Here is a 23,053-nt window from a genome sequence, read left to right as displayed (position 1 = left end):
GAAATCCCTCCCTTTAAAGCCGTGAGTATGAAAGAAATATGTATAAAGAGGGTCCCCCCTCTTTATACAAAAACAACAGAAAATTCAGTCTATTTATTTTGAACTGGTGGTTCTGTTTCTTTCATCGTTAATTCTCGCTCTAACACTGGCACCGGATAATCAACACCGTCTTGCTTTTTCAATGTGATAGAATACAGTATCTGCATGGCTTGGTGGTCCTTCTCTCTAAACTTCATCTTTCCTTTCGGTGTATCAAATTCCATTCCTTCCATTTTCTTAATCAAGGTATCTACATCTGTATCACCTTTTGTTTTCTTTAAGGCTTCTACAATAGAAATTGCTGCTGACATTCCTCCCGCTGTAAACAAATCTGGCACTGCACCATTAAAACGTTTTTTATGCTCTTCAACTAGCCAATCATTCACTTTATTTTTTGGAAGTGTGTGATAATATACAGAAAAACCTTGCATACCTACTAATGCATCCATTGTTTTTAATGCTGGTATATCTGGCGCACCTGTAGAAATTTTAATACCTTGCGCTTCCACATTCATATCTTTCAACTGTTTCCAAGGTGAATTTGCCCCTGCCCAAACGATAAATAAATAATCTGGTTTTGAACTAATGATATTTTGAATATTCGCTGTAAAATCTGTTGAATTTGTATCCGCGTATTGCTCATTCACAATGTTCGCACCTAATTTTTTCGCACCCGCTTTAAATGCAGCAATCCCTTCACGACCAAAAGCGTTATCTGGGGCAAATGTCGCAATCTTTACATCTTTTTTCGCAATTGCTGCTGCTCCTGCAATCGCATCTTGTGAGGAACTTCTTCCAGTTCTAAAAATATATTTATTCCAGTTCTTCCCGGTAATACTATCCGCAACTGCCGGTTCTACAACCATAATCTTTTCATATTCTTCAGCCAGTGGTAAAACCGCTAACGTATCACTTGAACTAGACGATCCAACTAAAAAATCAACTTTCTCTTCTTCTAATAACTTCGTAGCTTTTTTAACTGCTACATCCGCTTTCGTTTCTGTATCTTCTACAACAAACTTAATCTTTTTCCCATCTACTTTCCCAGTTCCACCAGTTGCATAATCTAACCCTAATTCAAATCCGTTCACTGTTTGTTTTCCATACGATTCTAGCGGTCCTGTTAAAGAAGCAAGGACTCCTACCTTAATCGTTTTTTCATCCTCTGTACTTGTTTTCTTTCCTGAACAAGCTGCCGTTATTAATAACGAACCTAAAACACAACCAGTAAACATTGTCTTTAGCCACTTACGTTTTTTCATCGACATTGTGATCCTCCCCATACTTTACTTTCTGATAGAATCAAACACGCCAAAATCCCCTGTCCGTAATCATGACTAACTAATTCGATAGATAATGGAAAACTCTTGTAGTACCCTCTACATTCGGCACAAATATATAATCACCTTCCTATGTAATGGAAACGGACATACAATCAATATATATTCTGCAATCCAATTGAAAATACTGTTTCATTTCAGCAATGACCATACAAAAAGACTAACTTATTTTTAAGTTAGTCTTTTCCCCTTAATTAGAGTTAAGTTCTACTTTCTCTAACCCTTCAGCCAATTGTTTCTTATCTAGTCCTTCTCCTATTACTACTAAGTTTGTCGGGAAACCGAAGTCTTGTTCTAATAAAGTTGGTACTCCGAACGAATATTGGAATAGGTGAGGGTATTTATCTCCACGGAATTTCACAAAACCTTTCACTCGATAAATACTATCTGGTAAATTCGAAAGCCATTCATATAATTTGTCTTGATCAATCGGTTTCGTAAATTGATATGTCATCGTTTGTATATGTAAATGCTGTTTGACATGTAGTGTCTCATGTTCCTCATCATTTGGAAATTCTGCTTCTTCTATATCTTTTAAAGATATATTACAATACTTTGTCTCATACATTTTCGCATGATCATTTATTGCCTTTACTTCTTCAAATACTGTGTTCTTATCTTCATCTGTTAGTAAATCTGCTTTATTAACAAGAATGTGACTACCAAATTTAAGTTGCTCATGCAATAGCTGTTGTACATTTGCACTTAATATACTTCGGTTTAACCACCTTACTGCATCTAAAACGACTACAATTGATTTCACTTCCAGAAAAGGAGCTAAAATTGGCGAGACACACGCGTCTAACACTTCAATTGGATGCGCAACACCTGTCGTTTCTATATAAATTACATCTGGTCTTTCTTGTTGGTATAACGAATGTAATTGTATTTCAAGCTCTTCTTTTAACGTACAACAAATACATCCTTTAAGAAGTTCTCTTAAAACATTCTCTTTTCCAATAATATCTGTATCTACCGAGTATTCACCAATTTCATTCATTAATACTGCAACTTTTCTATTCTTCTTTTTCTCTGCTAACAATAAATTTTGTAATAATGTTGATTTTCCACTACCTAAAAAACCACCTAATATATGAATCTCCACTTTATTCATTCAACCGACCATCCATTTCTTTACTTCAAATGTATTCAAAGCGTAATAATTACGATTTATATTTATCATTTTATTAAAAGAATGACCATTTGTAAATATAAGAGATTCACTGTTCATTTACTTCATATGCAACTCTAACTCCAGACTCAATTGCCCCTTGCATCCACCCATGTGTTAATGTCGTATGCTCTCCTGCAAAGTGTACTTTTCCAGATGGTGGTGTAATATACGGAAATAACTCGAGCTCTTGGCCTGGTTCGAAAGCTGTAAATGCACCGCAAGAATACGGATTTTTACTCCAGCTAAAAGATGTTCCAGTGACAAACTCACTATAGACGATGTCACCGTATATTTCCGCTAAATTTTTTAATGCGTAACGAATACGATCTCTTTGCGGGAGACTATCCCATGTTAACGCCTCATCTGCCCACGTATAACTTGCTATAACGATAGCTGGTCCTGGAGTATGAATGCCATAACTCGGATAGTATGTAAACCGTATCGGTAAATCAGTAATAGATTTACCTCCACACTGTCCCGCTTTCTCCCAAAATCTACTTTTAAACTCTATTGCAATTTTAGTTGCAGCAATATAATTTAATTCACGAATTGCTCTTTTTTTAAAATAAGAGAATAAATAGTATGGCTGAACTTCTACAAATCTTAACGCTGAAAATGGAATTGTAATAATAGCAAAATCACTTGTTATTGTAAATTGCTCTAACGTTTGTTCATGATTTCCTTGTAACATTACTTTATTATCTTCTTGTATAATTTTATCAACCTTATACTGCATTAAAATATGTTCCCTTAATTGTGGTAAGAATGCATTCGATAACTTATCCATTCCACCAGTTATTTCATAATATTTCGTTGTTGAAGTAAAGAAAATCATTTCACGTAATACTTCAATTAAGGACATTCCCATATAAGCTTCCATATCAAGAAGTACCCCAATCATATCTATTGCACCATCTGAATAATACTCCATTAAAAATGAACCAAGCGAATACGTTTTATACTTTTTTTCAACGATAAGCCAGTTTTTATCAGGATCCTTCTTAATATAATTTAGTATTGGTTCTAATACTTCAATCATTAGCTCTTCTGCCGTTTTTCCTTTTTCTTTATCCAAAACCGGATATTCAAGTACACTTGGATCATTTTCAAACACATTCAATCTCGTTTGAATGTTATTCGTATAAATGATATCTGCAAAAGTTTTATTTATAAAAAGGTTTAAAGGTAGTTTAAATTTATGAATATACGCTAAGGTTAACTTATGGGTGTCAGGGATTCTCATCGGTCCCGCATTAAAATATAAACCCACACTAAATGGTTCCCGAATCGTATACACTCTGCCACCTATTCTGTTATTTGCTTCTATAATCGTTACTTCGTGCCCAGCCTCTTTTAATAAAGAACCTGCAACTAATCCAGAAATCCCTGCACCTGCAATCGTAATCCGTTTTGGGTTATTCTTTTTAACAAGCCCTGCATGAATAATATGAAGCATTTCTTCCATTGTTAATGGGTTCCCCATACCATTTCCCCTTTTACAAAGGATTTTACTGAATTATATTCGGTTCACTGAATTCCTATGTTTTGTTCGCGGATTTGCACGGATACATTTTCAAATACTTGAATATCTTTTATAAAATGTAATAAACTAGATATGACTCTATAGAAGTAAGACGTATTATCTTACATAATAAAATCAATGAAATTGCGAGGAATTTTGAAATGAAAAAAGGTATTAACCGTGTTGTATTAGTAGGAACAGGAGCAGTTGGATGTAGTTATGCTTACTGTATGATTAACCAAGCCGTAGCTGAAGAATTTGTTTTAGTCGATGTAAATGAGGCAAAAGCTGAAGGGGAAGCAATGGATTTAAGTCATGCTGTTCCATTCGCACCAGCTCCAACTAGAGTATGGAAAGGCAGCTACGAAGATTGTAAAGATGCTGACCTTGTAGTTATTACAGCTGGATTACCACAAAAGCCAGGCGAAACACGTTTAGATTTAGTTGAGAAAAACGCTAAAATCTTTAAACAAATCGTTCGCAGTATTATGGATAGCGGATTTGATGGCATCTTCTTAATCGCAACAAACCCTGTAGATATTTTAACTTACGTAACTTGGAAAGAATCTGGTTTACCGAAAGAACGTGTAATCGGTTCTGGTACAACGCTTGATTCTGCTCGTTTCCGCTATATGTTAGGTGAGTACTTCGATATTGGTCCACACAACATTCACGCTTATATTATCGGAGAACACGGCGATACTGAACTTCCTGTTTGGAGTCATGTTTCCGTTGGTATCCAAAAACTACAAACACTGCTTGAAAAAGACAACACGTATAATCAAGAAGATTTAGACAAAATTTTCATAAACGTCCGTGATGCAGCTTACCATATTATTGAGCGTAAAGGCGCAACTTATTATGGTATCGGTATGTCACTTCTACGTGTTACAAAAGCAATTTTAAACGACGAAAATAGTGTATTAACTGTATCAGCTTACTTAGAAGGTCAATATGGTCAAAAAGATGTTTATATCGGGGTGCCTGCTGTTTTAAATCGCGGCGGTGTTCGTGAAATTTTAGAGGTTGAATTAAGTGAAGAAGAAGAATTAAAATTCGATCACTCTGTTCAAGTATTAAAAGAAACAATGGCTCCGGTTCTTTAATTAAGATAAAAAAGCAATCCAATTTATTTTGGATTGCTTTTTTATCTTAATTATCCCCTATGACCTTTTAATGATTTTCTATCATTTCTTATTTTTTAGTCGCATCCTCATTATTTATATCAAGTACATCTAATAAAAAGATAAAGATTGGTATCCCGATAATAAGCCCCCATATTCCGAGGAAATGCTCTGAGAAGATGAGAATCATAAATGTATAAAAGATTGGTAAATTTGTTTTTGCAGACATAAACTTCGGATTTAAAAAATAACTTTCAAGAGCGTGGATTACTGTTATGAACACAAGTATGTATACTACGTACATAACTCCGCCTACGTTGTAAGCAATGATACAAAGTGGAAACAAAGAAATAATCACACCTGCAACAGGAATCAACCCTAGTAAGAAAACCATAACAGCTAATACAAGTAGCTGTGGAAATCCTAAAACAATTAATGCAATGACAGTAAGAATACAATTTACAACGGCAATTAAAAACTGAGCTTCAATTACTTTTCCGAACGATCTTGCAAATCTTTCACCAAAATATGCAATTTCCTCATAAAAGATTTTTAACTTACTATCTTTAAACTTAGATGTAAATGTAATAATACGCTCTTTTTCTAATAAGAAAAATAAGCTTAAAATTAGAGATAATAATATTTGTAAACTTACCTTCCCTATATTTGCTATTGATTGATATATGACATCTACACCTTGTTCTATATATTTTGATACTTCCATCCCATTAATTGTCGAAAGTACATATTTAACGATTTCATTATCAGGTGGATTTTGAAAAAACAGTTTAAATTGATAAATTAATTGTGAAATTTGTATCGTCAGCACAGGTAAATATTTATATAACGTTGTGCCTATAAAGGAAACTAGTATTATATACAAACATGCAATAACAATTTTCCGGTTTACTTTCAATTTTCTTGAAATAAAACGTTGAAATCGATCCATTAAAAACGTCAGTATAAACGTAATTAATATTAAATTGATCATACTTTTTAATGCATATAATACAAGCGCTACTATTATTAAAACGAGAAACCGTTGAAACCCTCTACTTCGAAAAAAACTCTTTACTTCATTCATTAAAAATTAACCTCCCCCTTCAATGGATGGAAATTGAATATATTACATTTTATGAACTCCTATAGACAATCTTTCTTACTAATTAAGAAGAATCCTTTTTTTCTTTTCATATTGTTAGATTCGTTTAACTGGAATCCACCAACATATTTCGGTGGACTCCAGTTATTTTTCATATAATCTTTTTATAAACTAGGTGATTTTCTATTTTTAGACTGCTGTTCATACGCATATCCCATATTGAAAAGCTCTCTTTCACCAAACTGTTTCCCTACAAACACTACACCGATTGGTTCTCCATTTTTATCATATCCAGCAGGAACCGCTAATTCCGGATAACCAGCTACAGCTGATAGAAGAACTTCATCGTTATTAATCATAACTAGAGCATCCAAACCTTGTTCTACTAAATACCTATCTAGCTCTTTTTTTGCATTTGCTTGACTCGTTTGTACTACGTTTTCGAACTCTTCTTTCGTTATAGCAGATTTTTCAGACCCCTCAATTAATGTTTGTCCGTACTTTATTCGTCTTTTACTATCCTTTTTATTAAACGCTAAAATCTCTTCTAACGATTTTACCGGTACATTCTTTTGCTGTGAAAGATAGTCGTTTACATTATGCTTGAACTCATATTCTAAAGTTTGCAAATTATCTACACCCCCATTGTTTAACTGAATATAATCAGTCAATATTGCACCTGCATCTTGAAGGTCTTTTTTTATTTTTTCTGCTACTGTTTTTCTATTTTCATCTTGTTGGTCTACAGAAAAAAGAAGCCCTATCTTTTTCCCTTTTAATCCATCTATTGATAAATCCTTTGTATAATTAATTCTTTCTTTATCTTTCATTTTTTCTGTCATAACATCTTTTTCGTCATAACCTATCATTGCATTAAATAACGTTGCTGCATCTTTTACTGTTCTTGCTATAGGTCCTGCTGTATCAAGAGTTTCAGCTAATGGAATAATTCCTGTTCTACTTACCATACCTAAAGATGGACGTAACCCAACTACTGATTGCTGCGCCGCTGGTGCAACAATCGATCCCGTCGTTTCTGTTCCAATTGCAAGCGGCGCAAAATCTGCCGCAACTACTGTAGCAGATCCTGAACTTGATCCTGAAGTATCGAATGTAATCGGACCGTACGGGTTTAAATTTTGTCCTTTCTTCCCGCTATACCCGCTTGGCATTGTAAAAGATAAATAGTTCGCCCACTCAGACATATTCGTTTTTCCTAAAACAAATGCTCCTTCTTCTTTCAACTGCTTCACAATTGTTGCGTCTTGATCTGCAATCCAATCTTTTAATACATAAGTTCCTGCACTAGTCGGCATCACTTTTTCCGTCTGTACATTATCTTTTACAACGACAGGAATACCATATAAATTCGAATTTTTGTTTCTACCCCGCTCTTGATCTAACTTTCTTGCTTCTTCCATCGCATTAGGATTTATCTCTGTAACAGAATTTAATGTTATTCCATTTTGATCATGTTCTTGTATTCTAAAGAGATAAATGCTCGTTAATTCTTCATATGACAACTTTCCGTCATCAATCATTTTTTGAAGCTCATCTACAGTCGCATTTACGACTTCTTTTTCTTTTATCTTTACATTTTCTATATTGATTCCTTTAAGCTGATTATGTATCGGTTGTAGCACTCTTTCTTTATCATATACAATACGCTCAGGTTCCTTTGGAAAATAATTTTTATACACGTAATATCCGCCGGCACACGCTAATAAGACAATGCCTCCAGTGATAGACAGCGTTACCTTTACCCATTTCTTCATGTTGCTTCCTCCACTCTATAAGATGCTTAGCTATACAAAAAAGAGAGTTACCTTTTACTTAACTCTCTCCAATCAAAATGCTAAATGAAAAAATGAAAGATTTCAATCTAATTACTTCTTTTTTTGCATTTGCTTTGCTAACATTTCTTTCACTTGATTATACGTTAATCCTGAATTTTTATTTAAACGCTTTACTTCCTCAACATCAGTACCTACCACTGTATATTTTTTCTCATCATTCATTTTTCTAATTCCCTTCTCACCGTATTATTTCTTATATTTCTTCCCTAAATGCGCATAAATTAACACCACTACAAAAAGGAAGCTGTTTTTAAGCACAGCTTCCTTCTCGTTACATATTGTATTTCTTAATAAAATTTCACTACATCTTCAGTAGGCAAGAACGTTCTTTCTGCTGGTTGTTCGTTTGGTTCACCAAATGGCATTTGACCTACTAAGCTCCACTCTGCTGGAATGTTCCAAGTTTCTTTCACTTCAGCATCTACGATTGGGTTGTAATGTTGTAATGATGCACCAATTCCTTCAGCCGATAATAGCATCCACACAGTATGTTGTAACATCGCATTTCCTTGATGAGACCAGAATGGGAACTGATCTTTGTATAATGGGGCATTTTCTTGCATTTTTTCTACAGTTGCTTGATCTTCAAAGAATAGAACTGTTCCTACACCTGCATGGAAGCCTTTTAGTCTTTCTACAGTCGCTTCAAAGTTTTCTGCTGGTACGCGTGCTCTTAGTGTTTCTTTAATGATATCCCAAAACTTTTCATGCTCTCCATCCATTAATACAACCATACGACCACTTTGCATATTGAAAGATGTTGGTGCGTGTAAAGCTGTTTTTAACACTTCTTCAATTCTTTCTTTCGTAATTGCATCGTTTTTTGCTACTTTACGAATTGAACGGCGGTTCACGATTGCTTCTTTTAAGTTTGTTGTAGTTGCTGACATTTTAATTCCTCCAAATGTTTGTTTTATAATTTATTTTGTTATTTCATAACAAGCGAATTAGCAATATCCATCGGTATTACATTGCATACCTTCAAAGGAATTTGTTTTATCCTTTTCAATTTCTTTATCAATGACCCTTTCTAGTGTTTCTTTACTAGCAAGCCCTTGAATGACTTCATCTCCAATCATGACAGTTGGAACAGCCATAATATTCGCTTCATCATATGCGTGCTGAATTGCTTCTTGATGCTTTTCTTTATATTTACGAGTTACTAAAGCATCTTTAAATTCCGCCTCAGGAAGTCCTACTTCTACCGCTAATTTTGTTAACACATCAATATCTTCAATGTTTTGCTCTTCTTGGAAAAATGCTGTGAATACGCGGTGATGATACTCATTACCTAGTCCACGTTCTTTCGCAAATTGACATCCTTCGAAAGCTAAATGTGTATATGGATGTGGTGAAACACGTGGCAAGCGCATATCAATTCCTAACTTCTTCGCTGTCGGAAGAATGAAAGCATCCCATGAACCTAATTTTTCTGGTTCATTCCATGGATCTATTTTTGAATATGGACTTGGACGTAATTCAAATGGCATCCATTCAATCTTTACATCTTTCTCTTTCGCTACCTCATCTAATGGACCTTTTGCTAAAAAACAAAACGGACATATAAAATCTGAGTATACTTTCATTTTTACAGTCATAACTTTTACACCTTACCTTTATCGTTGTAATCAAATCAGTTACATTAGTGATAAAAAAATATAAATATTATTTAAGCATTCATTTTTTCTTGCAAAGTTTCAAACAACTGCCCCATCGTAATATTTCTCAAAACTTCTTCCATCGCGGATTGTGCTTGAATTAAAATAATTTCTAACACCGCTTGAATGTTCGCCCCAATTGGACAATCTGGATTCGGTTGGGCGTGAATATGAAATAGCTTGTCTTCTTCGACTACGTTCACTGCATGATACACATCTAACAATGTGATTTCATGTAAATCCTTTAGTAATCCCGCGCCACCCGGTCCACGATTTACGTAAACAAAGCCAGCTTGTTTCAAGTACGACATGATTTTACGAATGACTACTGGATTTGTATTGACACTCTCAGCCATATAGTCTGAAGTACAAAGTGAAGATGGATTGTTTTTCAAAATAGATAAAATATGAACAGCTATGGAAAAGCGGCTACTAATTTTCATCGTAATCACCACCTTGATGTAATCATTATAGTTACAACTAAAAAATAAGTCAATCCTTTTCATAGATTTTTTATAAGTAAATTAAAAAGTGTCCCATTATGATATATGAGACACCTCTTTTTATTCTGCAAATAGCGATTGAAATTCTTCAATAAATAGCTGCACAGCGATTGAAGAATCCTTTAATGAAGGAACAGCTAAAGCAATTTCTCTCCATACTTGTGGTTCCAATTCTCTCGTTTGCACATTTTTTGGTAAATTCGTTAAAGATAATTCAGCTAATATTGCAATGCCTAATCCTTCTTGAATCATATTTAAAGCTGTAGTAACTGTCGAAATTACATACTCAGCCCGAAGTGGTACGTTTGCTTGTTTAAACATATCAATAATAGGTGGTTCGTATCCGCCCTTACATAATATGATCGGTTCATTCTCTAAATCACTAATTGTAATAGAGTCCTTCTTACAGAGAGGATGATCCTCTCTTAAGATAGCAACCATTTTCCCCTTCGTTAATGGAACAATCTCCATATCTTTATTAGGCAAAATAACAATTCCTATATCAATAACCCTCGATACTAACCAATCTTCAACTTCTTTAATCGTTCCTTCACAAAGAACCACTTCTAATTTCGGATACTTCTCCTTAAAAAGGTTTATCATTTTGGGTAAGAAATGTGCAGAAGCACTCGGAAAACTACCAATTCGAATCGTCCCAACTTCGTGTCCTTTCTCCATCGCAACTTCTTGTTCAATCTTCTCTACACCGTTCAAAATCTCTCTAATATGTACAAGAATCCTGTTTCCTACATCCGTAACGAGGAGCCCTTTTCGTTTATCACGTATAAGAATAGTAACGCCTAACTCTGACTCAATACTTGAAATCGCATGACTAACAGCTGGCTGCGTCATATTTAATACCCTGGCAGCTTTCGTAAAACTACCTAACTCAACAGTTTTTATTAATACTTGCAGTTGTGTAATGGTCATAACTAATCACTTATACTCCTCATAAAAAAGATTCATTTTATTTATTACAGTCGATATCATATCATAGTGAAATGAATAACAACAAGGAGGTCTTTCAGTGACACAGCTTTCTCGAACTAAGACGGCCATAATCCTTACCTTTCTCGTTTTCATGTGGGGAATCAATTGGCCTTTATCAAAGTTTGCCCTGCATTATACACCACCTGTTTTATTTGCAGGCGTTCGAACTTTAATTGGAGGATTCATTTTACTCCTGTTCGCATTACCGAAATACAAAGAGTTACATTTAAAAGAAACGTGGCATTTATACGTTATTTCTTCTTTACTTAACATCATTATATTTTACGGATTACAAACTGTCGGCCTTCAATATATGCCTGCTGGGTTATTTTCCGCCATTGTATTTCTACAACCAGTTTTACTCGGTATTTTCTCGTGGATATGGCTTGAAGAATCAATGTACGGCTTGAAAATTTTCGGGCTTGTTCTCGGATTTATTGGTGTAGGTGTTATTAGCTCTAGCAGTTTAACAGGACATATTTCTATTATTGGAATCCTTCTCGCGTTAGGATGCGCTATCGGCTGGGCACTTGGCACAGTATTTATTAAGAAGACTGGTCACCGTGTTAATGCCATTTGGATGGTAACACTTCAGCTTATTATTGGTGGCCTTTGCTTAATTGGATTTGGTTCAGAGTTTGAAAGCTGGTCTAGTATCGCTTGGAGTATACCATTTGTTAGCGTACTTCTCTTTATTTCGTTCTTCGTTATTGCAATGGGGTGGCTTGCATACTTCACACTTGTTGGAGCTGGTGAAGCAAGTAAAGTTGGGGCTTATACATTCCTCATTCCACTAATAGCTATTATTGTAAGTTCAATTTTCTTACATGAGGCTATTACCATTAGCTTATTCATCGGACTATTATTTATTGTTGTGAGTATTTGTTTTGTAAATATAAAACCGAAAACACTTGTTGTAAGGCAGCAAGTTGAAGTGAAATAAATATGGGAAAGAGCCTACTGTTTGTAGGCTCTTTCTTACGTTTTACTTTTTACGACGTACTACAAAAACACACGCACTTACCGACGATACTATCGCCAAAATAGATAAGACAATTGCTATCAATTGCATATTACTAGTACCTTCATTCTTTTCTACACTAGACACTTCACCATGTTCTCCTGTTAATGACGTACCTTTTGCAATTGTAGTAAGTGAATGCGGTTTTTCAGCTTTTTCATCACCTGTCCATTCAACAATTTCTCCATCTTTATATTGTTGATATGCGTCCCAAGCTATTTTTTGTTCCTTATTTGGATTTTTAGCGACGAAAGTAAATCGTTGAAACTGACCAGGTAAAATCCCTTCTCCTGTTGCTTCCCATACTACAGTTTTAACTTTTCCATCTGTATCTTTTTTCTCTTCCACTTTCCATCCTGGCACTGGTTCATACTGTTGAAACTCGACGCCAGCTGGTATTTTCAGCGTGACTTTTGTCGTTGCCATATTTTTTTCAACTGGTACTTTTATCGTATAAGTCTCCCAAGAGTTAACATCTGAAATTGCTGGTTTCACAGTTACGTGAGCACTAACAGGTAACGAAAAAATCCCCATTGCAATAATTGTTGCGATCATTGTTGTTCCTAATTTTTTTATACGTTTCATTTTCTATTAGCTCCTTTTCATACATAGCTTCTTTTTATCTGCCACCGACAATAAATTTAAAATCTGTATCGAAACTATCAAGAGATTTTGTTAATCCATGAACATGTATATTCCAGTTTCCTGTCATGTTAATATACATACCTTCTGCTTCATATTCTCCCGGTGAAACTACTGAAACTTTAAATGAACCGTTTCCCATGTTCATATCTAATGATTGAGTCGTCAATATCATTTGTTCCATATCAGTAATAGGCTGTCCCTTTTCATCCTTTAGTGTAATATGGAATTTATTTTGACCTACCTTATTCGGACTTACATTTAGCGTAAGTTCATATCCATTATCTAATTGCTTACTCTCTGTAAATGGTCCAGTAGGAGGCATCGGTGGTGTTTGTACGTTTGTCATAAAAGCTACGATTACGAAAATGATAATTCCAATGACAAACTCTACTTTCACCGTAGCTCCTAATCCTTGCTGTGCTCGCATTCTCCCTTTCACATAATGAATAATTCCCAATATCCCCATGAAAATGAATAAAAGTATCTTTGTTAATAAAGCCAATCCATACTTCGTATCAAATAACGAGTGGATTGTTGGAATAAAAAATGTACTGTTAAAAAGACCTGTTATTAAAATCACGATGACAGCACCTGTTGCCCACGGTGAAAAACGCTTAATCATATCCCAATACATATGCCACTTGTTATCCTCATTACGTAAAAGAAGAATAATAGATGATAAACCACCAGCCCATAATGAAGCTGCGAATAAATGTAGAAAATCCATAACGACAGCAATGTCTTTAAACTTTAAACCGTATGCGTGACTATTAAAGGCCTTCATAACAAGTAACCCTATAAACAATAGTATTGGAATACTCCATACTTTAAACGACGAAAACTTCTCATGCTTCACCGCAAAATACGTAACAATTATAAGCGTACTAATGAGAACCATTTGAGTAATCCATACATAACCAAAAACAGAAAGCTGTAATGTTTCTTTTAATAGTAAAGGGTTGAATGCTTCTAGCCACGAAACATCGGCATTTATTTTCGCTTGCAATGGTAGGTTGAATAACAAGCTAATAAATATCCCAAATAAGGAGATCCATATTATGTTCTTACTCCTTGATCGAACCGAGGTTGCATTCCCTTTATACATAATAAGATTAAAGAAGAGAACTCCTAAAAATAGCGAGAAACTTGTATATAAAATTCCACGTTCCATAATCATATCGATTTGCGGGACATACCCCATCTCTTCCACTTGTACATCGTCTGTTCCCGCTTCCGCTAATCCAATACGGAATGGAATAACCCCTTGAATTGGATGCCCATCAGCTGAAATAGCTTTCCACTGAATAGAGTAGAGACCATTTTTGAGATTTTCTTTTAATCCGGCTTCTAATAGTTTTTTATTTTTTTTATCAATATGAGCATCTTTTAAATCGACTCTTTTACCTGATGTATCTCTCACATACAATGTATTAAAACGTGAAACTTGTATGTCCTCATCGAATTCAATTTTCACAACAGATGGTGCTCTCTTCAACGTTTCATTTTCCGTAGGGTTTGATTTCACAACATACGCATGAGCAGATGCACTTTTCGGTATCAATATGATAAGCACACACGCAAGTAATAACCATGTCCCTAATCTTCTCATTACTTTCACACTCATTTCACTTCTTTCTTCCTCATCGCTCTATTTTCATTACTTTAACTTCCGAAGTTTGATTCTCCGGCGAAATATTAACCTGATTAAATATAAACTTCTAGAAAGTATAACTCTTTATTTCTCTTCCACCTTTAAACTTCTAATATGATAGTAACTATCACGATAGATACAACTTACATTTTTAAAGTCGATTGTTATTATATCATAAAATATATTTATGTAAGTTATCAAAGAAGAAAAGTTATCGTGAATCATTTGTGAAGAAAATGTGAAATACATAAATAAAAAGGTATTACGTTATTACGTAACACCTTTAAAAAAATATCCCTATTCTATTTCTCTTCCGGATAATCACAATACTCGATAATCGTTCCTTCAGTATCCGCTGGGTTAAGATAAATTAATCTTCTGCCGTGTTTATTAATTCGAAGTGTATGCTCTAACGTTCGAATGCCTTGCTCCTTTAACTCTTCTAAAGCTACATCTAAATCATCTACTCGATATGCAACATGATGTACACCTTTACCTTTTTGTTTGATGAATCTGGCAATTGGCGACGTCGTATTATTCGTCGGTGCAAGTAATTCAATTCTATCTCCATCCACTTCAAGAATGGCTACTTCGCTTTCCACACCAGGAGCTTCACTTACGTAACGATCTATTAAAGTTCCTAGTAACACATTTTCATAAAAACGTATCGTACTATCTATATCTCGAACTGCGATGCCGATATGATCAATTGTTTTTTTCATTTTATTTCCCCTACTACTTTATTTTTTCTATCCTTATCAATAGTAACAAAAAAAGTTATAGAAACAAGTTCTATAACTTTTTTATTTAACCTATTTTCTTATTCGCACTAGCTGGTTGAACTTGATTTTTTGCTTTTACAACGCTAATGCCATATCCGATAAATCCACCGATAATCGCTGGGAAGATCCAGCCTAATCCTACTCCCTGCATCGGAAGGAATTTAGTGAACACTTGGCTTACTACTTCAATGTTAACTCCAGCTGCACTTAATCCATCGAATAAGCTGATGATAAATGTTACGATTAAGCTCACTTGATAAACTTCAGCTCTTCCTTTGAATAATGAATGGAAGAATGTTAAGAAAATCAATACGATTGCTAGTGGATAAATTGCTGTTAATACTGGAACAGAAACTGCGATCAATTGTGTTAATCCTACGTTTGCAACAATTGCACTAAATACACATAGTGTGATTGCAATTGCTTTGTAAGGAACATTTGGGAATAACTTATGGAAGAATGAAGAACATGCTGATACAAGTCCCACACTAGTTGTTAAACAAGCTACTGTAATCATTAATCCTAATAATACTCCGCCATATGATCCGAAATAGTAGTTAGAAACTTTCGCTAATACTTCTCCGCCGTTCTCTAAATGTCCAAGCTTTGCAACACTTGAAGCACCCATATAAGAAAGAGCTGTATAGATAATTGCTAAAATAGATGCTGCAATTATTGTCGCTTTTGCACAAACGACCATAATTTGTGTTTTCGTTTTCGCACCTTTTTCTTTAATAGCATTGATGATGATAATCCCGAATACGAATGATGCGAGCGTATCCATCGTTAAGTATCCTTCTTGGAATCCTTTAAAGAATGCATGTGATGTATAAGCTTCCACTGGTGCTTGCATATCTCCAATCGGATGTATAAAAGCAACGATTACTAAAATACCGATGAAAGTCAACTTAATTGGCGTTAAAATTTTTCCAACAATATCGACAATTTTCGCGGGATTTAGCGAAAAAAAACAAGTGATGCTAAAGAATATAATTGTGAAAAGAATTAAAGGTGTAGAACCTACTCCCTCTGGCATAAACGGCTTAAGACCAATTTCATAAGATACATTTCCTGTTCTCGGTATTGCAAATAACGGACCGATCGCTAAGTATAAAACTGTTGTAAATACAATCCCGAACACTGGGTGAGCACGACTAGCTAACGACTGCAAATCATCTTTACCTGAAAAACCAAATGCTAGTACACCTAGTAATGGTAATCCAACACCAGTTACTAAAAATCCAGCGTTAGCAATCCATACATTCTCTCCAGCTGATTGACCAAGCATCGCTGGAAAAATTAAATTTCCCGCTCCAAAAAATAGTGCAAATAACATTAATCCAATAACTACTATGAACGAAAACGGTACTTTATTCGCCATAATATAACCCCCATTCAAGTTTCCTTATCTCATTTTCCAATTTTAACTAATTGAATTTTCTGAATATTTAATTTAAGTATCAACTATTCTTGAATTCATTATAGTTTGCTATATAATATTTTGCAATACTATTTTCGAACTTTTCTTTTATTTTATAAATATACATTTTTTAACATGAAAAATAGACTAAAAAACCAACATGGTCATCCATGTTGGTTTTTCCATTTACTATCATGAATTAAAATTTTGCTGCTACTTTTTTAACGTTTTCTAGACCTTCTTCAACAATTTGTTGTGAACGATCTGGATATTGATTGTGTCCTTCAATTACAACTGTCTCTGGATTTGTAATTCCCCAGAATCCAAGTACAGTTGTTACGTAATTAACTGCCATTTCCATAGGAGCCATTTGTTCTGAAGAGTAATCTGAACCACGAGCACCTAACACAACTACTTTCTTACCACCAACTAAACCTTCTGGGCCATTTGCTGTATATTTAAACGTTTTTCCAGCTTGAGATAAGTATGAAATATATGTGATTAATGGTGCTGGTACTGTAAAGTTCCATAATGGGAATGCAAATACAACCTTATCAGCTTCTAAAAACTGATTTAAATATTGATCTACTGTAGCAACTGCCTTCTCCTCTTCAGCTGTTAACTCCATACCTTGGCTACGTTTATATCCACCTGAAATCGCGATATTTCCGTAATAAGGAAGATCTAATGCAAATAAATCTAATTCCGTAATTTCTGTATTTGGATTTGCTTCTTTATAAGTACTTACAAATGTTTCATACATTTTTGAACTAACTGCTTGCTCCGCTGGACGATCGTTTGCTTTTACAAATAATACTTTTGACATTTTTTTATTCCCCTCTACATTCTTATTTTCTTCTTTTTTACCAAATAATGAGCTAAATAGTCCCATTTTCTTCACCTAATCTTTCTTTTCATATTCATTATTCATCATCATAAAAATTCTTATTCTAAGAAAAAATTCCAATAGATACCTTAAGTTACGCCATTGCAACTTTTTGTTATTTAATTACCTTATGTAAGTGATTGTAATATAGTCACTTACTTTAGTCAAGTAACTTTTAATAAAAAATAAAATCTCGACTTAAAAATATTAAGCGAGATACAATTGAACACCAAATACATCTTTATTACTTGTATAATACAACTTAGAGAGGAAAATTCATATATAGAAAGGATTTATTCATGAGCACTATAGAAAAGATTCAAACTTTTATTATTCTTTTTGCTGTTACATGCGGCATCGTACTCGGACAATTTAATATGATACATACGTATTCAGACAAATTTATTGTCCCCTTCTTATTCTTCATGCTATATGGATTATTCCTCAGCATCCCATTAAAAGAAATAAAAAACGGATTTCGCAATTTAAAATTTGCTGGAACAAGTCTTACTATTAACTTCTTATGGACCCCTTTACTCACTTGGGGATTAGGAGCACTATTTCTTTCAGATTATCCAGCACTTTGGGTTGGATTTATAATGTTAATGGTTACTCCATGCACAGATTGGTACTTAATCTTTACTGAAATAGCGAAAGGAAATGTAGCACTTTCTACTGCAATTTTACCTGTAAATTTAATTTTGCAAGTACTACTCCTTCCAATTTATTTATTTTTATTTGCTGGTGTCATGAAAGCTGTAGCGATTTCTGTTTTAGTAGAAAGTATTGTTATCGTAATCGTCTTACCATTTATACTTGCACACGCTACAAAATTCATTATGAATAAAATGAAAAAAGCTGAACCTCTCGAGAATAAACTCATTCCGTTTTTTAGCTCTGCTCAAATTGTATTTTTAAGTTTAGCAATAGTAGCGATGTTTGCATCACAAGGTAAATATTTACTACAAAATATGAATGTTGTTTTATTATTACTCGTTCCTGTTCTATTGTTCTTCATCATCAATTTTTTACTAGGACAATTTATCGGGCGCATGATGCATTTATCTTACAAAGATACAGTAAGTCTAAGCTTAACAACGTTAGCAAGAAACTCACCTGTTGCACTCGCTATCGCTGTAACCGCTTTTCCAGACGAACCTCTTATCGCACTTGCACTCGTTATTGGACCATTGATTGAGTTACCGGTACTAGCTTGTGTGTCACAAGTTTTGTTGCTTATTAAGAAAAAACGGCAATACGCATAATAAAAAACGTCCCATTTTGGGACGTTTTTTATTATGGAAAGATTACATACAACACTTATTTCTTATTTATCATTACAAATGAAATTACCGAAACTACAAACGTAATAATACCAATTGTAATAAAGTGAAACTTTAATCATTGGGGGTTTTGTTCATCCCCCAATGATTATTAGCCCTCACCACTCCCGCATTAACAGATCCTTTCTAATTAAAAATGATAGGAAACGTAAATATGACGAAAGCTGCCCAAAGTCCGTATATTGGCAAATACTTCGTAACGGCATCTTGGATAGCTTTTGGTCCTGATTTATTTTGCAAGAAACGCATATAGGCAAACATAATCCAAATGAGATTTGCCCAAATCAGTATGTTTACTCCTAAAACAGCAAGTCTATTAGGTGTAATCCCGTAAGAAGAAAGTCTAAATACTATGGCTGACAATGCGACAGTGTCAATAATAAGCGCCAGAACAATTAAGGAAAAATTTATATAATCTGAAATATTCTTTTTCTCGTCCGAGTCACTTTCAACGATAGAAAATATGGTAACAGCCAATACACCAAGGAGGATTCCGTTGAAGGCCATTAGGAAATTGCGATCCAAGAACGGATTTTTCCCGACCCAAATTACCGTTATAAGATAGATAAGCAACGTGATCAGGACGAGAGGACTAAAAATTTTAGATATGTATGGTGTAATATTTTTAGCAAGCTTAAGATTCATTGATACTAAGTATGCAGCCACAATAGCGAGAGCCGCTGCTCCAAATAAAACAACATTACTAAAATAGAATTCTCCTATATCTAAGTCAACAAAGCTAAATAAACGCATGGTGAATACTGCTAGTATCATTCCGCTCACTGCCATGCTGGCGTAGAGAAGACAATATTCTAAATTAAATTTTATATAGGCTAATCTTGTACTGCCTTTTGAATATTCATTTCCTGTAAACGCAAGCCCTACTAAGACCCATAAAAATATAGGAAGATGTAAATAAGCAAGAATGGTACTGTCTTTATAATTTAATGGCAACGTATTAAGATACATCCCGGAAATAAGGAACAACGCTGCAAGGGAATAAATAATACTTTTTTTGGGAGTATTATTGTAAACAAAATAAGCAGCAATAAAGGGAATTACACCAAAAGCCAAGTTAATTGGAGCAATTGCTTCCTGCTCAACAAAGTGGAAAATGATCCTGGTGCTTATGCCGGCCAGAATAGCTAAAAGGCCCATGAATAAGAAACCTTTTTGAAACAAAGATGTTTTTTCTTTATTTACTTTCTCCTTGAAATGCAACCTTTCATACCAAGCACCTAGAACCTGGGAATCAGGGTTTTGGTCCCATGCTTGTGAGAATGCTTTTTTAAAAGCTTTCGGATCTTTTCTATACATCTTCTCCAACTCATGGGGGTTATCCATATTTTTAACAATCAAATTGTTAATGTTCATAGTTATACCTCCTCTAATTTTAAAAATAAGGTTGTTACCTTTTAACAAAAGCACCTCACTCATTTATTATGATTTTGATTTTAATACAAGATTTATCGTTTTACAATAAAAAATTATTATTTAAAGGATTTTTTTTATCGTTAAATTTTAAATAAAAGAAAAACAAAAGAGCATGACAGTTTTATGTCATGCTCTTTTAACAAATTAATTCTCAAATACAAAATTAATCTTATTATCTTTCCACTCTAATTTCGCATCAAACGTTTTCTCGCCCTTTTTAAAACCTTTAATTAAATCAGTCTTTTCACCTTTTAAGAGCTTTGTCATATTCTTTTGCGAAATTGTTTTACTTAATATCTTCTTTGAAATGGTGAAATCACATTGCGTTGTATTATAGTTAGAACAACCGTAAAACGTTGACTTATCAATTACATCACCATCACATTTTTTACAGCTACCAACCTTTTTACCCGTTGTAAATTTCGATCCTTTCCGTTCAATCGATTCAACATGTAGTCCCGTGAAATCCCACTTCTCAGACATTTCCACTGCGTCTTCAATAATTTTAGCTGATAGCTTTTTCGTCTGTTCCATAAATGTAGCTGGTGAAGCTGTACCTTCACCAATTTCCGCAAGACGTTGTTCCCATTTCGCAGTCATTTCCGGTGAAGCTAGTATTTTATCACCAATTGCGGTAATTAATACTTTTCCTTTATCAGTCGCATACACTTGGTTTTTCTTTACATCTATATACTTACGGTCTTTCAGCATCGTAATAATACCTGCGCGAGTCGCTTCCGTACCTAAACCTTCTGTTTTCTTTAATACTTTCTCCAGCTCTTCATTCTCTAAATACTTACCAGCTGTTTTCATTAACGTAATAAGTTGTCCTTCTGTATAGCGCTTCGGTGGCTGTGTTTTTCCTTCTTTCACTTTCACCTTTACAACTTTTCCTTCTTCGCCTTCAGCTACAATTGGAAGAATGGTTTCGTCATCTTTATCGTCTTGGAAAATAACTTTACGCCAACCTTCTTGAATTTGCTGTTTTCCTTTTGAAATGAATTCAGCACGTTCATCTACAAGCGTTACAATCGTTGTATAGTCAAAGATTGCAACTTCATAATGAGCTGCAATAAGCCTTCTTACGATCATATCGTATATTTTCTTTTCATCACCTGATAGTCTGCTTGGGTTTGTAACTTGCTCTGTCGGAATAATTGCGTAGTGATCTGTTACTTTCTTTTCATTTACATAACGCTTGTTATTCATAATGGATTCAACCGGAGCCGGTAATAAGCCTTTATATTCATCAAACTGACTTAACTTCTGTAAAATATCAGGGAACGTCGCTGCTTCTCCTTGTGTAACATAGTTAGAATCTGAACGTGGATAAGAAACAATCCCTTTTTGATAGAGTGCTTGCGTTATATCAAGCGTCTTTTTCGGTGAAAACTTAAAGGCTTTATTTGCCGTTGCTTGCAGTGATGATAAGTTAAATAAAAGCGGCGGCTGAAACTCTTTACGCTCCGTTTTCATTTCCTTCACAACAGCCGGTTTCCCTTGGCAAAATGCCGCAATTTTATTCGCCATATCAGGGTCTTTTAAGCGGGATTCATTATCCTTTTCCCATTTTCCGTCATATTTCTTTCCTTCTATATTAAAGGTTGCAAACACTTCCCAGAAAGGCTCTGACTTAAAGTTTTCAATTTCTTTCTCTCGCTTTACAATCAATGCTAACGTTGGTGTTTGGACACGACCAGCAGAAAATACATCATTCATTCCTTTTTTCTTTAACAAAATACTAAAGACACGTGATGCATTCATACCAACAACCCAGTCAGCGCAAGATCTTGTGTATGCTTCGTAATACGTATTAATTGTATCTGATTCATCAAGTAGATTTTTAAATCCTTGGTAAATAGCTTGCTTCGTTAAAGATGAAATCCATAGACGTTTCATCGGCTTTTGCACGTTACAAAGATTAATAATATTTCGTACAATCAGTTCCCCTTCACGCCCAGCATCGCCCGCGTGAATAATTTCTGTTACCTGAGGATTATGTAACAGCTGTTTCACTACGTTAAATTGCTTATACTTTGACTTTGTTACTTCAAATTGAAAACGTTCTGGAATCATCGGTAATGTATTAAGTGACCATTTTTTCCACTCTGCGTGATAATGCTCTGGATTACATAACTGCGTCAAATGACCAATTGCCCATGTACAGTACGCTCCATTTGGAAATAACTCATTCGCTTCTACCTCTAAATATCCATCTTTCCGGCGATATTTAAACTGTGAAACAAGAGCCAACCCTTGATCTGGTTTCTCGGCAATAATTAATTTCATTTTATAACTCCCTATCTGTATTCCAGTGTTACTTTCATTGTCTATATGTTTAGAAGCGATGATAAAACAACAATCTTATTTATCATTCGCGGTTTGTCTCGCAAATGGGAGACCTATAATATTATACGCTTATTCTTTATGCCTTCACAATAGAAACTCATAATATAACAATTTCTTTCACATGCTTATAATTAAAAAAGACGCCCTAAAAAATCAAGCGTTCCTTTGCTTACATCTATGAAATTGTGCAGATAATATGCAGATATTAATAAGC

Annotated in this window: 20 protein-coding genes; 3 read left to right on the top strand and 17 right to left on the bottom strand. The window is 34.5% G+C overall.

Going from position 1 to position 23,053, the window contains the following annotated elements; all coding sequences use genetic code 11:
• Window positions 1–89: 89 nt before the first annotated feature.
• From BUA87_RS01005 to BUA87_RS00990, 3 genes are all read right to left on the bottom strand, one after another.
• Entirely contained in the window at window positions 90–1,307 is a 1,218-nt protein-coding gene (locus BUA87_RS01005) for a substrate-binding domain-containing protein (protein WP_000061994.1), read from the bottom strand.
• A gap of 262 nt (window positions 1,308–1,569) precedes the next feature.
• A complete protein-coding gene (locus BUA87_RS01000) occupies window positions 1,570–2,493 on the bottom strand; it encodes a CobW family GTP-binding protein (RefSeq protein WP_001044941.1) in 924 nt (307 codons plus the stop codon).
• Window positions 2,494–2,599: 106 nt separating this feature from the next.
• Complete coding sequence (locus BUA87_RS00990; RefSeq protein ID WP_000528024.1) at window positions 2,600–4,036, bottom strand: flavin monoamine oxidase family protein; 1,437 nt, start codon at window positions 4,034–4,036, stop codon at window positions 2,600–2,602.
• A gap of 200 nt (window positions 4,037–4,236) precedes the next feature.
• Here BUA87_RS00990 and BUA87_RS00985 point away from each other — a divergent pair, with 200 nt between their 5' ends.
• Window positions 4,237–5,181, top strand: a complete 945-nt coding sequence (locus tag BUA87_RS00985; RefSeq protein WP_000715322.1) for an L-lactate dehydrogenase — start codon at window positions 4,237–4,239, stop codon at window positions 5,179–5,181.
• An 88-nt stretch (window positions 5,182–5,269) separates the two neighbouring features.
• On the opposite strand, the gene BUA87_RS00980 is transcribed toward BUA87_RS00985, so the two are convergent.
• The 7 genes from BUA87_RS00980 to BUA87_RS00955 form a co-directional block, all read right to left on the bottom strand.
• Window positions 5,270–6,283: an AI-2E family transporter gene (locus tag BUA87_RS00980; RefSeq protein WP_001006602.1), complete on the bottom strand. Its 1,014-nt coding sequence runs from the start codon at window positions 6,281–6,283 to the stop codon at window positions 5,270–5,272.
• 182 nt (window positions 6,284–6,465) lie between these two features.
• A complete protein-coding gene (locus tag BUA87_RS00975) occupies window positions 6,466–8,076 on the bottom strand; it encodes an amidase family protein (protein WP_071714424.1) in 1,611 nt (536 codons plus the stop codon).
• Window positions 8,077–8,187: 111 nt separating this feature from the next.
• The gene (locus tag BUA87_RS31565; protein ID WP_000997344.1) at window positions 8,188–8,319 is read right to left on the bottom strand and encodes a hypothetical protein; all 132 of its coding nucleotides are present in this window, start codon (window positions 8,317–8,319) and stop codon (window positions 8,188–8,190) included.
• Between the two features lie 125 nt (window positions 8,320–8,444).
• On the bottom strand, window positions 8,445–9,047 hold the full coding sequence (locus BUA87_RS00970; RefSeq protein WP_071714425.1) for a nitroreductase family protein: 603 nt from the start codon (window positions 9,045–9,047) through the stop codon (window positions 8,445–8,447).
• Between the two features lie 57 nt (window positions 9,048–9,104).
• Complete coding sequence (locus BUA87_RS00965; RefSeq protein ID WP_072938211.1) at window positions 9,105–9,755, bottom strand: DsbA family oxidoreductase; 651 nt, start codon at window positions 9,753–9,755, stop codon at window positions 9,105–9,107.
• A gap of 71 nt (window positions 9,756–9,826) precedes the next feature.
• A complete protein-coding gene (locus BUA87_RS00960) occupies window positions 9,827–10,258 on the bottom strand; it encodes an Rrf2 family transcriptional regulator (protein ID WP_071714426.1) in 432 nt (143 codons plus the stop codon).
• 120 nt (window positions 10,259–10,378) lie between these two features.
• The gene (locus BUA87_RS00955) at window positions 10,379–11,248 is read right to left on the bottom strand and encodes a LysR family transcriptional regulator (RefSeq protein ID WP_000156771.1); all 870 of its coding nucleotides are present in this window, start codon (window positions 11,246–11,248) and stop codon (window positions 10,379–10,381) included.
• A 97-nt stretch (window positions 11,249–11,345) separates the two neighbouring features.
• Here BUA87_RS00955 and BUA87_RS00950 point away from each other — a divergent pair, with 97 nt between their 5' ends.
• Window positions 11,346–12,251: a DMT family transporter gene (locus tag BUA87_RS00950; protein ID WP_071714427.1), complete on the top strand. Its 906-nt coding sequence runs from the start codon at window positions 11,346–11,348 to the stop codon at window positions 12,249–12,251.
• 42 nt (window positions 12,252–12,293) lie between these two features.
• Here BUA87_RS00950 and BUA87_RS00945 read toward each other — a convergent pair whose 3' ends face one another.
• The 5 genes from BUA87_RS00945 to BUA87_RS00925 form a co-directional block, all read right to left on the bottom strand.
• Window positions 12,294–12,914, bottom strand: a complete 621-nt coding sequence (locus BUA87_RS00945; RefSeq protein WP_071714428.1) for a YcnI family copper-binding membrane protein — start codon at window positions 12,912–12,914, stop codon at window positions 12,294–12,296.
• Window positions 12,915–12,948: 34 nt separating this feature from the next.
• Window positions 12,949–14,598 carry a copper resistance CopC/CopD family protein gene (locus BUA87_RS00940; RefSeq protein ID WP_071714429.1) on the bottom strand — a complete coding sequence of 550 codons (1,650 nt, stop codon included), beginning with the start codon at window positions 14,596–14,598 and terminating at the stop codon, window positions 12,949–12,951.
• Window positions 14,599–14,927: 329 nt separating this feature from the next.
• The gene (locus tag BUA87_RS00935) at window positions 14,928–15,347 is read right to left on the bottom strand and encodes a VOC family protein (RefSeq protein WP_000750850.1); all 420 of its coding nucleotides are present in this window, start codon (window positions 15,345–15,347) and stop codon (window positions 14,928–14,930) included.
• 85 nt (window positions 15,348–15,432) lie between these two features.
• A complete protein-coding gene (gene brnQ, locus BUA87_RS00930) occupies window positions 15,433–16,788 on the bottom strand; it encodes a branched-chain amino acid transport system II carrier protein (RefSeq protein ID WP_071714430.1) in 1,356 nt (451 codons plus the stop codon).
• Window positions 16,789–17,026: 238 nt separating this feature from the next.
• Window positions 17,027–17,719, bottom strand: coding sequence for an FMN-dependent NADH-azoreductase (locus BUA87_RS00925; RefSeq protein WP_000522502.1), 693 nt, complete (start codon window positions 17,717–17,719; stop codon window positions 17,027–17,029).
• 293 nt (window positions 17,720–18,012) lie between these two features.
• Here BUA87_RS00925 and BUA87_RS00920 point away from each other — a divergent pair, with 293 nt between their 5' ends.
• Window positions 18,013–18,978 carry an arsenic resistance protein gene (locus tag BUA87_RS00920; protein WP_072938207.1) on the top strand — a complete coding sequence of 322 codons (966 nt, stop codon included), beginning with the start codon at window positions 18,013–18,015 and terminating at the stop codon, window positions 18,976–18,978.
• Between the two features lie 204 nt (window positions 18,979–19,182).
• Here the strand turns inward: BUA87_RS00920 and BUA87_RS00915 are convergent, their stop codons facing one another.
• Both BUA87_RS00915 and topB read right to left on the bottom strand, forming a co-directional pair.
• Window positions 19,183–20,430: a DUF4153 domain-containing protein gene (locus BUA87_RS00915; RefSeq protein WP_001024718.1), complete on the bottom strand. Its 1,248-nt coding sequence runs from the start codon at window positions 20,428–20,430 to the stop codon at window positions 19,183–19,185.
• A gap of 204 nt (window positions 20,431–20,634) precedes the next feature.
• Window positions 20,635–22,779: a DNA topoisomerase III gene (gene topB / locus BUA87_RS00910; protein WP_000766771.1), complete on the bottom strand. Its 2,145-nt coding sequence runs from the start codon at window positions 22,777–22,779 to the stop codon at window positions 20,635–20,637.
• Window positions 22,780–23,053: the final 274 nt, after the last annotated feature.

It is taken from the genome of Bacillus sp. bc15, assembly GCF_900142585.1.
GTDB lineage: Bacteria > Bacillota > Bacilli > Bacillales > Bacillaceae_G > Bacillus_A > Bacillus_A cereus.
Note: the sequence above shows the minus strand (reverse complement) of the source record. Positions and strands in the feature narration are given on the sequence as shown.